The following is a 14,036-nucleotide window of genomic DNA, read 5'->3' as shown; positions in this document are numbered from 1 at the left end:
CGCGCCGGGGCTCCTGACGCCCCGCTCGGCGGGAGCCCCGGGCTAAAGTCCTCCTGCGCTCGTTAACGGCGCGCGGCGCACGGGCGCGCCGCGCCGCGCCGTCACGAATGGACGCACCATGCGGAGAGCCGACCGACTGTTCCAGATCGTCCAGCAGCTGCGCCGCCGCCGCGTCACGACGGCCGCGCGCCTGGCGGAGGAGCTCGAGGTCTCGGAGCGGACCATCTACCGCGACATCCGCGACCTCATCGCGTCGGGCGTGCCGATCGAGGGCGAGGCGGGCGTCGGCTACGCGCTCCCCCGCGGGTTCGACCTGCCGCCGCTCATGTTCCAGGGCGACGAGATCGAGGCCCTCGTGCTCGGCGCGAGGATGGTCGCGAGCTGGTCCGATCCGGCGCTCGTGCGCGCCGCCGAGCGCGCGCTCGCGAGGATCGAGGCCGCGCTGCCCGATCGGCTGCGCCCCAAGGTCGCCGAGAGCGCGCTGTTCGCGCCGAGCTTCCACATCCCCGAGGGCGCCACGGCGCACCTCGCCGCGCTGCGCGCCGCCGTGAGCGAGCGCCGCAAGCTCCGCTTCGGCTACACGCGCGCGGACGGCGCCCGCTCGACGCGCACGGTGCGCCCGCTCGGCCTCTTCTTCTGGGGCACGGGCTGGTCGCTCGCGGCCTGGTGCGAGCTGCGCGCCGAGTTCCGCGGCTTCCGCCTCGACCGCATCTGCGACCTCGAGGCGCTCGAGGCGCGCTTCGAGGAGACGCCGGGGCAGACCCTGCGCGACTTCTTCGTGTACAGAGACGCAGAGATGGAGAAGAGCCCATGACGACCACGACGAACCCCCCGCTCACCCTGTGCGAGCTCGCCGATCCGGGCGTCCCCGGGCTGGAGAGCTACTCCCCGTTCTGCGTGAAGGTGCACCGCGCCCTCCGGGTGGCCGGGCTGCCGTACACGCGCCGCCACGGCGCGCACCCGGGCGTCTTCAAGCGGTACAACCCCGCGGGGAAGGTGCCGGTGCTCCTCATCGGGGACGAGCCGGTCTGCGACTCGACCGAGATCCTGCGGCGCATCGAGGCCATGGTGCCCGGCAGCCTGGTGAGCGGCGACAGCGCGGCCCAGGCGGAGGCGTGGCTCTGGGAGGAGTTCGCCGACGCGAGCCTCAGCGGCTTCGTGGTCGCGGCCCGGTGGGCCGACGAGCGCAACTGGCCGGCCGCGAGGCAGACGTTCTTCGGCGGGATGCCGGCCCCGCTTCGCGCGGTGCTCCCGGGGATCGTCCGGCGGCGGCTGCTCGGCGCGCTCGTGGCGCGGGAGGTCTGGTCCGGCGGGGCCGAGCGCTGCTGGGCGCGCTTCGAGGCGCTGCTCGATCGGCTCGAGGCCCGCGCGCCGCGCGACGGGTTCTGGATCGGCGGCGGCCTGTCGGTGGCGGACCTCGCGATCTTCGCCCACCTGCACAACCTCCGCGCCGACCTGACGCCGTGGCAGCAGGGCGCCATCCGCCGGCGCGCGGCGCTCAGCGCGTACCTCGACCGGGTGAACGCGCGCACGTCGGGCGACGCGGCGGCGCCGGCCGCGCGCGCAGCGTGATGCGCGCCGCGCCGGCGGTCGCACGAGGCTTTAGGGCGCCGCGCCGCCGGTCGCGCGCGGCGTGAGGCGCCGCGCCGCCGGTCGCGCGCGCGGCGCGAGCCCCGTGGTACGACCGCTGACATGCGCTGGCCGCACCGCCTCGCCGTCGCCCTCGCCCTCCTCGCGCTGGTCGCGCTCCGCATCGCGCAGCTGACCCCGCCGCCCGTCGTCCCGGCCAGCGCCGCGCCCGAGGTGTTCTCGGCCGAGCGGGCCAGGGTGCACCTCGAGCGGATCGCCGCGGAGCCGCGCCCCACCGGGTCCGCGGGGCACCGGCGGGCGCGCGACTACCTGCTCGCGGAGCTCGCGCGGCTCGGCGTCGAGGCGGAGGTCCAGAGCACCTCGGTGCTCAGCAGGATGTGGGGCCTGCCGTACGACGCCGCGCACGTCGAGAACATCGTGGCGCGGCTGCGCGGCGCGGACAGCACCAGGGCGGTCGCGCTCGTCGCGCACTACGACTCGGTGCCCGGCAGCCCCGGGGCCGGCGACGACGGCAGCGGCGTCGCGGCGCTCCTGGAGGCGCTGCGCGCGCTGAAGAGCGGCGCCCCGCTGCGGAACGACGTGCTGCTCCTCTTCACGGACGCGGAGGAGGGCGGCGTCCTCGGCGGCAAGGCGTTCATGGACGAGCACCCGCTCCGCGGCGAGGTGGGCGTCGCGCTCAACTTCGACGCCCGCGGGGCCGGCGGCGTCGTCGCGATGTTCGAGACCGGGCCCGGCGACGCCTGGCCCGTCCGCGAGCTCGCCGGGGCCGCGCCCTACCCGGTGGCCTCGTCGCTCTTCCCCGAGGTCGCGCGGCGCATGGGCCACAGCACCGACCTCAGCGTCTTCAAGCGGGCCGGCATCCCCGGCCTGAACTTCGCCTTCAGCGACGGGGCCGCGCACTACCACGCGCCCTCCGACACCGTGGGCAACCTGGACCTCCGGAGCGTGCAGCACGCGGGCGATTACGCGCTCTCGCTCGCGCGGCGCTTCGGCGCGCTCGATCTGCGCGGCGCCGGCCGCGAGGACGCCGTGTACTTCAACACGTGGGGCGCCCACGTCGTCGCGTACCCGCTCGCCTGGGCGACCCCGATCGCCGCGCTGGTCGCCGGCCTGTTCGCGGCCGTGGCGGCCGCCGCGCGCGCGCGGAGGCTGGCGTCCGTGGGCGGTATCTTCTCGGGATTATTCGGTTTTCTGGCGATGCTCCTCGGCGCCGCCGCGGCGGCGGGCGGGCTCGCGTGGGCCCTCCGGCGCGTGCATCCGGTCCTGCGGGTGATGCCGTTCGAGCCGTACAACGCGCCCGCCTACCGGGTCGCGCTGGCGCTCGTCGCGCTCGCGGTCGCGGCGGCGATCTACCGGGGGCTCCGGCGGCGCGTCGGCGCGTGCGACCTCGCCCTCGGCGCGCTGCTGCTCTGGCTCGTGCTCCTCGCCGCGACCAGCCTCGCCATGCCGGGCGCGAGCTTCTACTTCGCCTGGCCGCTCGTGTTCGCCCTGCTCGGCCTCGCCGTCGCGACGATCCGGCGCGGCGACGCCCCGCCCACGGCGGCCGACGCCGCGCTGCTCGTCGCCGCCGCGGCGCCGTCGGTCGCGATCGCCGCGCCCGGCCCGTACCTGTTCTTCGTCGCGCTGGGGCTGCCCATGGCGGCGGTGGCGGCGCTCGGCGTGGCGCTCGTCTTCGGGCTGTTCCTGCCGCACGCCGAGCTCCTCGGCGGCGGCCGCGCGCGGTCGCTCTCGCTCGGGTTCGCGCTCCCGGGCCTCGCGGCGCTCGCCTTCGCCTGCGCGTCCGGCGGCTTCACCGAGGCGCGGCCCCGGCCGGCGAGCCTCGCGTACGCGCTCGACGGCGCCGCCGGCCGGGCCCACTGGCTCTCGGCCGACCGGGACCTCGACCCGTGGACCGCGTCGTTCTTCCCGGCCGAGCGCGCGCAGCCGCCCTCGTTCGTGGTGCCGTTCGTGACCCTGACCCGCCAGAGCGAGGCGCCGGCCCTCGCCCTCGCGACGCCCTCGCTCACCGTGCTCGGCGACGCCACGCGCGGCGGCGTGCGGTCGCTCCGGCTCCGCGTCGCGTCGTCCCGGGGAGCCCCCTGGCTGCTCGCCTCGGTGGCGTCCCCGACCGACGTGCTCCGCGCGGAGGTGGACGGCCGGCGCGTGGAGGAGCCGGGCCGCGGGGTCACGGCGCGCTGGGGGTTCACCTACATGGGATTGCCGCCGGGAGGCGTCGAGTGGTCGCTGGAGGTCGCGGACTCCGGGCCGATCGAGATCCGGCTCGTGGACCGGAGCTACGAGCTCCCCGGCGAGCTCGTGCGCGCGCCGCGGCCCAGGGAGATCATGGGGGCGCCGTTCCGGATCGCCGACGCGACGTTTGTCAGCCAGTCGTTCTCGCTCTAGGGCATCGCGCCGCCCGCGCGGCGCCTCCCCGGAGCCCCGTCCGCTCAGTCGACGAAGATCGGCTCGCAGTTCGTGAAGGCGAGCGACGACTGGATGGCGAAGTTCGATTCGGTCGTGTGCCGCTCGGCGTGGAAGAAGTCGAGCGGGTACTCCTCGCCGATCACGAGCCCGAGCTCCTGGGCCTTCTCGTCGAGGACGAGCGTGTCGCTCTGGGACTGATGGAGGCCGCCGAGGTCGATGGCGAGCCTGTTGTTCATGAAGACCCAGAGATCGTCGTCGCCGGTGAACTCGAACACCTCGCCGCCCTGGTACTTGAACGTCATGTGGAGCTCGAACGTGAAATGGTAGTTGTGCTCCCGGTCCTCGTTCCCGAAGCCCTTCCCGTCGATGGGGAAGAAGGCGTTGTTCTTGTAGGTGGCGATGCCGCTCTGGTCGACCGTGGGCGTGATGGTGAACTCGATCGGGATGTTCACCCCCTCGACGTCGCGGTACCACTGATTGAACTCTTCCGGACCGGTCGTGTGCTCGGTGCGCCCCTCGTGCGCGTAGACCGGCTTCCGGTCCGCGCCGAGCTGGTTTTCGACGATGCCCTTCAGCCCGTCTCCGTTGATCGTCTCGAAGTCGGGGTGCCCGGTGCGCTGTTCCCGGTTGTAGGCGCGGAAATCGCGCACGATGCCCGTGAGGTTCGGGCCGCACGCGTCGGTGCCGCCGCCCGGGCCCGCTCCGCCCACGCCCATGCCGAAGGAGACGTCCGCCGTGCTGCCGCCGGGGTCGCCCGCGCCGCCGCCGCCGGCCCCGTTTGAGCTGCTGTTGCCGTCGCCACCACCACAGCCGACACCGGCCAACAGCAGCAACGCTGCCAGTGGCACGCACCCCCTCGAACGCAACGGCTGAAGCATACAAAGTCTCCTTTTTCGTGCATGATGCGCCGTTGCGGCCACGGAAATCAGCGGCGGCAGACGCAGATGAGAGCTCGATCTTATCGCGTCGGCTCGCCGCGGTGGTTCACAATCCACCTTCAACGCGCGACGGCGGCAGGGCGTCGCGATAGGGATTCACGCTTGGTTGTAGATTTCTAACGTTGCCAGGCGTCGGAGAGCCGCTCGAGCCGGTGCGACAGCGCAGGAGGGAGGCGCTCGTGGTAGCCGGGCGGCCGGGGTAGGGGGCTGCGCCGCGCGGTGTGCCAGAACAGCACCGGGCCGAGCCGGCGGCGCCGCGCGTCCTCGAGCAGTGCCGCCATGGCCTTGCCCGTGTAGACGGGCTCCAGGGGGATGCCGCCTTCGGCGAGCAGCGCGCAGGCGGCGAGCGAGGCGGGCGTGGGCGAGCCGTACCTCCGGCCGACGTGGCCGTGCACAAGGTCGATGGGGGCCGTGGGGGGCAGGGGCGAGACGCCGGCGCGGTCGAGGAAGGCGCGGAGGGCGGCGTCGAGGGCGCGGAGGCGCAGGCGCGAGGCGAGGATGCGCTCGACCACGGCCACGGCGACGACGCGCGACCGGAGGCCGCCGAGCGCGAGGCCGGCGGCGAGGCCGGCGGCGACGCCGCCGGAGCCGAGCGGGACGTAGACGCGCGCGGGCTCGGGGAGCTCGCCGGCGCGGACCTGGGCGCAGAGCTCGAGCGCGGCGCGTACGGGGCCCAGCATGCCGAGCGGCGACGTGGCGCCGAGCGGCACGACGGCCGCGCCGTCGCCGTCCCGCGCGCGGAGGGGCAGGAAGAGCCAGGGGCGCGCGAGCGCGAGGGCGAGCCGCGACGGGTAGAAGCGGATCGAGGCCGGGCCCGAGGCGGTGAAGGCGAGGTTGTCGAGCACGCCCTCGGAGACGTCGGTCCAGAAGAGGTGCGCGTGCACCCTGCGGCCGAGCCGCTCCGCCGCGGCGACGAGCGCGGCGATGTTGCCCGAGCCGATGCCGCCCGCCGCGGACCACGCCGCCGCGGTCGCGAAGGGGGGCGAGGCGAGCAAGTAGTCGAGCTTCCGCACCTTCATGCCGCCGTGCAACGGCTCGCAGAGGTCGTCGCGCTTGACGCCCAGGTACTCGAGGCCGAGCGCGGAGGCGAGCCGCGGCAGCGCCGTCACGGGCGAGGGGTCGCGGATCCAGCCGAGCCGGGGGATGCCGTCGAGCTTTGTCAGGAGAGCGGCTGTGTCGTGCAAGACGGCACCTCGAGGGGACGGCGGCGGCGCGGTCAGCCGGGCACGCCGGGGCGCTGGCCGGCGAGCACGGCGTCCGGCTCCAGCACGAGCAGGCGCACGCGCCCGGAGGCGCAGAGGCGGCCGTCGTCGTCGTGGACCGAGACCTCCCAGACCTGGGTGCGCCGGCCGCGGTCGATCGGCCGCGCGGCGGCGCGGAGGCGGCCCGACCGGACCGCGCGCAGGAAGCTCGTGTGGTTCTCGACGCCGACGATCGAGCGGCCCTCCGGCAAGGCGTGGAGCGCCGCGCCGATCGACGCGAGCGTCTCGACGATGCCCGCGTGGACGCCGCCGTGCACGATGCCGTAGGCCTGCCGGTGCTGCGGGCCGATCGTGAGCTCGGCCTCGACCTCGTCACGCGTGGCGCGCGTCAGCTGGAGGCCCATGGCGGCCATCCAGCCGTCGAGGCCGGCGGCGTTGAGCGCGGCGGCGAAGTCTTCGGGGGGCGCTTCGGCCATGCGGCGCAGCCTAGCATGGGCCCTCGACGTGGCGGGCGGCGCGCCTCGGACGGGGCCTTCGTCGCGCCCGTGAGCGCGCCGAGGCGCGGTCTCGTGTGGTGCGGCGGCTCGTCGTTCGGGACGTGCTGGCCAGTTTGGGACCGCGCCGACGACGGGAGACGGCGCTCGTCCGACTCTCGGCGGCGAGCGCTTGCGGTCCGGGGTGCTCATCTCCACATGGCGCTCATGACGCCCGAGATCCATCACCTGACGCGCAGGTACGCCATGCTCTCTGCTGCCGTGAGCGTCATCACCCATCCTGTGCCCGGGGTGGACGAGCTCGTGATAGTCCCCATCCACTACTGTTTCTCGATCAGGATGGCGAAAATGCAGGGGGTGGAGATCTGGGACGTGCCGTGGAGACGGGTGCACAAGATCGTCTGGGGAGGTGCGCTTTTGCGTTTTGGCTCCGACATCGCGCTCGGGTTCGTCCCGATCGCAGGCGCGGTGACGCACGGCCTCACCGCGGCGGCGCTCACGAGGTTCCTGGGGCACTATTTGTACCGCGCGCTGACCCAGGAGGAGCCGGCGCCGCCGGTCACCATGCGGGCCATCAAGGAGTCGATTCAGCAGGGGATCACGAGCGCGAAATCCAGTCTGGCATCGCGCAGCTGGAGGGAATCCTGGTCCTTGGCGTCGTGGCGTGCTCGCGTGGTGCCATGACGGTCGCTGATTCCAGTGGTTCGTTGTCTCAGCCGGAGGCCTTCTTCTCCAGGAGATCGCCGAACTGATCGCGCAGCTTCGACTTCTGGAACTTGCCCGTCGAGGTGCGCGGGATGCGCTCGAGGAAGAGGTAGTCGTCGGGGAGCCAGTACTTCGCGAAGCGGGGCTCGAGGTGGGCGTGGAGCTCGTCCTTCGAGACCACCTTGCCCTGCCTGAGCACGACGGCCGCGAGCGGGCGCTCGCCCCAGATCGGGTGGCGCGCGGCGAACACGGCGGCCTCGAGGACGGCGGGGTGGCTCATCAGCGCGTTCTCGATCGCGACCGAGCTGATCCACTCGCCGCCCGACTTGATCACGTCCTTCGCCCGATCCGTGATGCGCATGTAACCCGCGGCGTCGATCGTCACGACGTCGCCGGTCTTGAACCAGCCGTCCTTCGTGAAGCGGTCTTCCCCCTCGCCGCCGAGGTACGACGAGGCCACCCAGGGGCCGCGCACCTCGAGCTCGCCCATGGTCTCGCCGTCCCAGGGGAGCGGCCGGTCGTCGAGGCCGACGTGGCGCTGGTCGATGAACGGGACCGGGAAGCCCTGGGACGCGCGCGTGGCGAGCGACGCGGCCGGGTCCAGGTCGAGGCTGCCCCGCAGGCGGGCGACGGTGCCGAGCGGGTTGGTCTCGGTCATGCCCCAGGCGTGTGTGACCTCGATGCCGTGGCGGGAGAGGAAGCCGTCGATGAGCGCGGGCGGCGCGGCGGAGCCGCCGATCACCGTCGCGCGCAGCGACGAGAGATCCCAGCGCTTCGGGTGCTCGTCGAGCAGCGCGAGGATGCCGAGCCAGATCGTCGGGACGCCGGCGGCGAACGTGACACGCTCTCTGGCCATCAGGTCGAGCAGCGACGCGGGGTCGAGGTGCGGGCCGGGGAGGACGATCCTGGCGCCGGTCGCGACCGCGGCGTACGGCAGACCCCAGGCCATCGCGTGGAACATGGGGACGACCGGCAGCACGACGTCGCTCTCGCGGAAGCCGAGCGCGTCGTGCATGCACGAGACCAGCGTGTGCAGGACGATCGAGCGGTGGCTGTAGACGACGCCCTTGGGGTTGCCGGTCGTGCCGGACGTGTAGCAGATCATGGCGGCGGAGCGCTCGTCCAGCCGCGGGAAGTCGAAGTCGTCCGGCTCGGGCGCGAGCAGCGCCTCGTAGTCGAGCCCGTCGTCGTCCACGGGCCCGTCGTCGCCGATCACGAGGACGCGCTGGATACAGCGGACCTGGGGCGCGAACTTGCGGAAGAGCGGGAGCAGCGAGCGGTCGACGACGATGACCTTGTCCTCGGCGTGCGACGCGATGTACGAGAGCTCGTTCGGGTGGAGGCGCAGGTTGAGCGTGTGGACGACCGCGCCGAGGGCGGGGACGCCGAGGTAGAGCTCCAGGTGCCGCGCGTGGTTCCAGCAGAGCGTCGCGACGCGGTCGCCCTCGCGCACGCCGAGCCGCGCGAGGGCGTGCGCGAGCTTCGAGGCGCGGCGGTGGAGATCGGCGTACGTGGCGCGGGTGAGCGTCTTGTCCGGGTTCTGGGTCACGATCTCGGAGCGGGCGTGGTAGGTCCTCGCCCGATCGAGGAAGTGCGTCAGCGTCAGCGGGTAATCCATCATGCGGCCGGCGAGCATGGGCGGTGCCTCCTTGTCCCGCGCGGGGCGCGGGGTCGGTCGGGATCGGTCGGAGCGAAGGGGACGGTGAAGCGCGCCGCGAAGGCGCGGCGCTGCCCCCCTGGAGCGCAGGGTAGCGGCTCGCGGGCGAAGACGCGCGGGCGATCCCCAGGGGAGGTCGCGCCGCGCCGAGCGGCCGTGGGGGACCGTCCAGCAATTCGGCCATGCCAGGCCCCTCCCGGCCAAAGGCGCGCTGCCCAACGCTCTCCGCGCGCCGAGGCCGCGGTGGCCACCAACCCGGCGCGAAGGGGGAAGAATGGCTGAGAAGATCGACATCAACCGGGCGAGCGCAGAGGACTTGCAGCGGACGTTCCAGGTGAACGAACAGTGCGCGCAGATCATCGTGGAGCGGCGGGAGGAGATGGGGGGATTCAGCAGCTGGGAGGAGATCAAGCAGGTGGCCGGCATCGACGACGCGATTCTAGAGACGCTGAAGGACTCGGGTTTCCTCGTCGCGCAGGCCAGCACGCCGGCGCGAAAGACGAGGCCCGCGTGATCCAGCGGCGCGCGGCCTGAGGCTGCCCTCGACGGCGGCGCGCGACGGGACTCGGCGCGGGGCTCGATCCGCAGGGGTCGGCCCCGCGGCGCAGCGAGAGCGGCGAGGCTGTCGTCAGGCGCAGCGAGGCGGCTCCGTTCAGGATGGTCGCGCGGCGGAGCGTCCGGGCGCCCATCCGCCCTGGTCGCCATCCACTCTCGTGGATCGGCGCGCGCCGTGGCGGCCGCCGTTGGCATCGAGGGTTCGCCGGCGGTAGACCTGCCGAGGGCGCGCGCCGCGCGCCGCAGGACGCTCGCCCGTCCGGCTCGCGCGAGGCGGCGTCCCTGCCAGTCTAGGCAGCTCGATGACGGGAGGGCTCATGACGGATTCCATCGTTGCCACGCCGCCTCGGGAGGTGCTGGGGCCTCCGGCGGCCTCCGAACCGGACGCCGCGATCGGCCCGGCCGCCGATCAAGGCATGATCCAGCGGCTGTTGCGCGTGGATCCGGCGCTCGGCGAGCCCGACGCCGAGGCCACGCTGCTCCTGTCCCTGGCGTCGGCGTGGATGTACTCGGACCCGGACACGCTGATGAAGGCGATGGCCGTCTACGGCGAGTGGGATATTCAGCGGGTCAGCGTGCAGAACAACGCGCTCTTCCTGGCGAGCGACGTGTCCTTCATCCAGAGCAGGTGCAGGCGGCTGCTCATCCTGTGCATCAAGGGGACGGAGCCGGGGAACATCTTCAACTGGCTCACCGACGCGAGCGTCGCGTCGCAGCGGTTCTTCGCGCTCGGGCGCGTCCATGGCGGTTTCGCGAACAACATCGAGGTGATGTGGGATGTCATCGCCAGGCACCTCGACGCGGCGCTGCGCGGCCGGAACGTCCAGGATGTCCTACCGGTCACCGGAGGCTGCCCGCGTCCCGACGACGGGTCGAGCGCGGGCGCCGCGTCGAGCGTGGACGCCGGGGCCACCCCGGAGGCTCCGGGCAAGCTGGAGGCGTTCTACATCACCGGACATAGCCTGGGCGCAGCGATGGCGCTCCTCGCGGCCGCGCGGCTGTTCACGGACGGCAGGTACGGCGAGATCCGGCGGCTCCTCCGCGGGGTCTATACCTTCGGGCAGCCGATGGTCGGCGATTCGGTCTTCGCTGCCAGAGCCAGAGAGCTCTTCGGGGACAGGCTCTTTCGCTTTGTCTACGCGAACGACATCGTGCCGCGCCTGCCGCCGCTCTCGACAGGGCGCTTCACGCACGTCGGGAGAGAGTACCGCTCGGCGGGCGAGGGATGGACGTACGAGAGCAAGGCCGTGAGCCAGACGCGCACGATCCTCGTGAGCGCGGCCGTCGGCGTGTTCGCCTGGGTCAAGCAACAGCTGCCCATCATCAGCTGGATCCCGGTGCCCTTCTCGTGGGGCGACCACTCGCCGGCCAATTACGTGAGGGCGTCGCAGCAGGGCACGAGCCAGCCGGCCCTCTTCCGGTTCAGGTTCGACTAGTCGAGGCATCGCGCCGAGCGCTGACGCCTGAGCCGTGCCCCGTCGAGCGGTCGAGGGCGTACGCGATCCCGCCCTTCAGCGTGCCGCGAACGACGATGTCGCCGAGGTCGAACTCGAGGCCGCTCAGCGCCTGCGCCAGCTCGGGGCGGATGCCGGTGAGCACCGCCCGCGCGCCGAGCAGGCGGAGGGCGTCCGCCGTCCGGACAAGCATGCTCGCGACGTGTGTATCCACGAGCTTCAGGCCGGTGACGTCGATGAGCACGACCTCTGCGCCGTGCGTGTGGACCCCCGAGAGCGCGGTCTCGAGCATCTGCTGGGCGCGCTCCTCGCTCATCGTCCCGATCATCGGCATGATCATGACCGTGTCGGTGATCGGAATGAGCGGCGTGGAGAGCTCCGCGAGGCTCGCCCGCTGCACGGCGATGATCTCGTCCTGGAGCGCCAGCCGCTCCCGCTCGGACCGCTGCCGCTCGACCAGCTCGGACTCGAGCTGCCCCTTGACGTCGCGGAGCTCGCCGGCGCGCACCGCGGCCTCCCGCTGGAGCGCCTCGTTCGCCTTCTCGAGCTCTGCCCGGGCCTCCTCGAGCGCGCGCAGCGCACGCTCGAGCTCGGCCGTGCGCGCCTCGACCCGCTGCTCGAGATCGTGGGTCAGCTCGGTCAGCGACGCCTGGGCCGCTGCGCGCTCACGGTTCTCCTGGAGGAGGTGCGCGTGGCTGTCGGCCAGCTTCCGGTGCAGCGCCTGGAGCTCGACGTGCACGTTGACGCGGGCGAGGATCTCCTCGGCCTCGAACGGCTTGGTGACGTAATCGACGGCGCCGGCGCGCAGCCCGCGGACCCTGCTCGCGCTGTCGGTGCGCACAGTCATGAAGATGACCGGGATTTCACGGGTTGTCGGGTTCTCCTTGAACTGCCTCAACGTCTCGAATCCATCGATTCCAGGCAGCTCGATGTCCAGGAGGACGAGCGCTGGCGGATCTCGCTCGGCCAGAGCGACGGCCGTGCTGCCGTTCGTGGCGGCCGCGACCTCGAAGCCCGCGCCTATGAGCAAATTGCAGAGGACATCGAGGTTGGCTGGGGTGTCGTCCACAATCAAGATGAGCGGGTCGTTCGCCATCACTCGTTCGCCATCACTCGTTCGCCGTCACTCGTTCGCCGTCACTCGTTCGCCGAGCTTGCCTGATCCCGCCCGGGTCTCCATCCCTATCCGTCCTCGTCACGGACGGCAAGATCCTCGGCTGCGCGACGAGTCGATGGGACGCGAGGCGACGCGGCGGCGCCGCCGCGAGCGTGCAAGCGCCGCAGGTGGGAACGCCACGGCTGATGTGGACCGCCCGGCGCTGCCGCCTGCCACGCCCCATGTGCCATCGTCGGGGCGGGGGCTCAGTAGCAGGCGACCCGGAAGACGCCGAGATCGAGCTGCTCGCTCCGCGTGGAAAAGCGGAGCTGCCCCGTGTCGGGGCAGACGGTTGCGGCGCTAACTCAACTGGCCGTCTTTAGAAGCTTCAGCGTCCACCACGGCAGGGCGGCAGCGTCGCCCCGGGCCAGCGAGCATGGCATCGACGACGACGACTCGTGCGCCCCGCGCAGGAGACCCGCCGTCTCCTCCTCAGCTCCGGCGGCCTCTTCGCGCGACGCCCCCTGCGCAGGCGCGTGACTGACTGTAGTTTTGCCTACCACGCCGTCCCACGCCGTCACGCTCACGAGAATCCAGTACATGATGGCTTTGAAGTGTGATACTTTCGCGACCTGGGGGGGGAAAGCTGGATGCTTTCGCAGTTCCGGCAGAGGAAGTCGTTGGCTTCTTGGCTGCGCTCGCGACTGGCACGCTCGAGGCCATGCGGGCGGGGGTATGGCCGTTGGACGCTGGGCCGGCCCGTCTTTTGGCAGCCGCTGGAGCGGGCATTCGTGGGCAAAAGGCTCGCTGCCGTGCTTCACAGCGAGCGCGTTGCTGCCGACCCTTCTGACGGCAACCACGCCGCCGAGCGCAGCGAGGACCACGGTGCTGTCTCGGGGTCGAAGGGCCGTAGCCCCCGCCAGGTGCGGGGCAGCGCTCCGCTTGGCTTGCGGGCCAAGCCCGCGCCATGGAGGTAGGGACAGTGAGGTCCAAAATAATTCTGGGCGTGGCGGTTCCCCTGGTCGCAGCAGTCATCCTGTTCTTATGGTCCCGATGGGAGCCATCACCGGTATCCATCACACATGACTCGAAAGAGAGAGAAGGAACCACCGGGGCGAACGGGCGACCCGTCATCACGATCGCATCCACCGATTGGCTCCCTTTTCACGGTGAGTCGCTTGAGGGGGGAGGCTGTTTCTCCGTGGCGCTACGCACTGCGCTGGAACGGGTCGGCTACCAGGCCGACATCAAATTCTACCCATGGAAGCGCGCCGTCATTCTTGCTGAAAACGGAGACGTCGACGTCCTTGGCTCAGACTATTATGGAAAGAAGCGGGAGGAGCATTTTATATACAGTGACCCGCTCTGGGAAACCTATTCCGGATTCGTCAAGCTGAAGAATCGCAATTTGCCGTATTCCGTTCATTCGGAAGACATGGACAAGACTTACCGACCGCTCGCGCCGTACCGGATCGGCGTGGTCGCTGAGTACACTTATGAGCAGGGATTCGAGAATGCTTCCTACTTGCAAAAAACAAGCGTACCAAACGAAGCCTCGCTCCTGAGAATGCTCATCGAAGATCGGCTCGATCTCGTGATGATCGATAAGTACACAGCAGAGTATTACATGAAGAATGAGTCGCAGCTCGTTCCTCATGTGAACGAAGTGGAATTCATGCAGCCTCCAGTCAGCAGGAACTGGAATTACTACTTGGTCTCAAGGAAAGCGAAACGACCGTGGGAGATCGTGAGAACGATGAATCAAGGGTTTCAGCTGATTCGCGCCGATGGCACGCTCGACGCGATCATGGCTGATCAGCGTTACATGAAAGCAAGTAACTAGATCGTGCTAATGACAGCTGGCGGCAAGGCGATGGCGCGTGAGTAATATGATGGAAAGTACAGCTGTCAGATCTGTTGACGGAGCGCCTCGTCGGAACCC

12 protein-coding genes are annotated in these 14,036 nt (G+C 71.3%); 7 read left to right on the top strand and 5 right to left on the bottom strand.

The window, feature by feature from the left end:
- Nucleotides 1-118: 118 nt before the first annotated feature.
- The 3 genes from WMF43_RS32740 to WMF43_RS32730 all read left to right on the top strand — a co-directional run bounded on the left by WMF43_RS32740 (nucleotide 119) and on the right by WMF43_RS32730 (nucleotide 3,972).
- Nucleotides 119-814 (top strand): helix-turn-helix transcriptional regulator, encoded by a 696-nt coding sequence (locus WMF43_RS32740; protein WP_437670823.1) that lies wholly within the window; start codon nucleotides 119-121, stop codon nucleotides 812-814.
- On the top strand, nucleotides 811-1,572 hold the full coding sequence (locus WMF43_RS32735) for a glutathione S-transferase family protein (RefSeq protein WP_437670821.1): 762 nt from the start codon (nucleotides 811-813) through the stop codon (nucleotides 1,570-1,572). Before WMF43_RS32740 ends, WMF43_RS32735 begins: the two co-directional genes overlap by 4 nt.
- 120 nt (nucleotides 1,573-1,692) lie before the next feature.
- Nucleotides 1,693-3,972: a M20/M25/M40 family metallo-hydrolase gene (locus WMF43_RS32730; protein WP_437670819.1), complete on the top strand. Its 2,280-nt coding sequence runs from the start codon at nucleotides 1,693-1,695 to the stop codon at nucleotides 3,970-3,972.
- Between the two features lie 44 nt (nucleotides 3,973-4,016).
- On the opposite strand, the gene WMF43_RS32725 is transcribed toward WMF43_RS32730, so the two are convergent.
- The 3 genes from WMF43_RS32725 to WMF43_RS32715 all read right to left on the bottom strand — a co-directional run bounded on the left by WMF43_RS32725 (nucleotide 4,017) and on the right by WMF43_RS32715 (nucleotide 6,609).
- Nucleotides 4,017-4,826, bottom strand: coding sequence for a fibro-slime domain-containing protein (locus WMF43_RS32725; protein WP_437670817.1), 810 nt, complete (start codon nucleotides 4,824-4,826; stop codon nucleotides 4,017-4,019).
- 221 nt (nucleotides 4,827-5,047) lie between these two features.
- Nucleotides 5,048-6,115 (bottom strand): pyridoxal-phosphate dependent enzyme, encoded by a 1,068-nt coding sequence (locus WMF43_RS32720; protein WP_437670815.1) that lies wholly within the window; start codon nucleotides 6,113-6,115, stop codon nucleotides 5,048-5,050.
- Nucleotides 6,116-6,147: 32 nt separating this feature from the next.
- Nucleotides 6,148-6,609, bottom strand: a complete 462-nt coding sequence (locus WMF43_RS32715; protein WP_437670813.1) for a PaaI family thioesterase — start codon at nucleotides 6,607-6,609, stop codon at nucleotides 6,148-6,150.
- A gap of 216 nt (nucleotides 6,610-6,825) precedes the next feature.
- Here WMF43_RS32715 and WMF43_RS32710 point away from each other — a divergent pair, with 216 nt between their 5' ends.
- Nucleotides 6,826-7,311: a hypothetical protein gene (locus WMF43_RS32710; protein WP_437670812.1), complete on the top strand. Its 486-nt coding sequence runs from the start codon at nucleotides 6,826-6,828 to the stop codon at nucleotides 7,309-7,311.
- 28 nt (nucleotides 7,312-7,339) lie between these two features.
- On the opposite strand, the gene WMF43_RS32705 is transcribed toward WMF43_RS32710, so the two are convergent.
- A complete protein-coding gene (locus WMF43_RS32705; RefSeq protein WP_437670810.1) occupies nucleotides 7,340-8,968 on the bottom strand; it encodes a long-chain fatty acid--CoA ligase in 1,629 nt (542 codons plus the stop codon).
- Nucleotides 8,969-9,263: 295 nt separating this feature from the next.
- Here WMF43_RS32705 and WMF43_RS32700 point away from each other — a divergent pair, with 295 nt between their 5' ends.
- On the top strand, nucleotides 9,264-9,503 hold the full coding sequence (locus WMF43_RS32700) for a ComEA family DNA-binding protein (protein ID WP_437670808.1): 240 nt from the start codon (nucleotides 9,264-9,266) through the stop codon (nucleotides 9,501-9,503).
- Nucleotides 9,504-9,861: 358 nt separating this feature from the next.
- Nucleotides 9,862-10,980, top strand: a complete 1,119-nt coding sequence (locus tag WMF43_RS32695) for a lipase family protein (protein WP_437670806.1) — start codon at nucleotides 9,862-9,864, stop codon at nucleotides 10,978-10,980.
- Here the strand turns inward: WMF43_RS32695 and WMF43_RS32690 are convergent.
- Nucleotides 10,967-12,094: a response regulator gene (locus WMF43_RS32690; RefSeq protein ID WP_437670804.1), complete on the bottom strand. Its 1,128-nt coding sequence runs from the start codon at nucleotides 12,092-12,094 to the stop codon at nucleotides 10,967-10,969. The genes WMF43_RS32695 and WMF43_RS32690 overlap by 14 nt on opposite strands.
- Nucleotides 12,095-13,100: 1,006 nt before the next feature.
- On the opposite strand from WMF43_RS32690, the gene WMF43_RS32685 reads away from it, so the two are divergent.
- Nucleotides 13,101-13,937 carry a substrate-binding periplasmic protein gene (locus tag WMF43_RS32685; RefSeq protein WP_437670803.1) on the top strand — a complete coding sequence of 279 codons (837 nt, stop codon included), beginning with the start codon at nucleotides 13,101-13,103 and terminating at the stop codon, nucleotides 13,935-13,937.
- Nucleotides 13,938-14,036 lie beyond the last annotated feature (99 nt).

The organism is Sorangium sp. So ce131 (assembly GCF_051519095.1).
Taxonomy (GTDB): domain Bacteria; phylum Myxococcota_A; class Polyangia; order Polyangiales; family Polyangiaceae; genus Sorangium.
The sequence above is the reverse complement of the archived record's forward strand: the minus strand, read 5'-3'. Positions and strand labels throughout refer to the sequence as shown.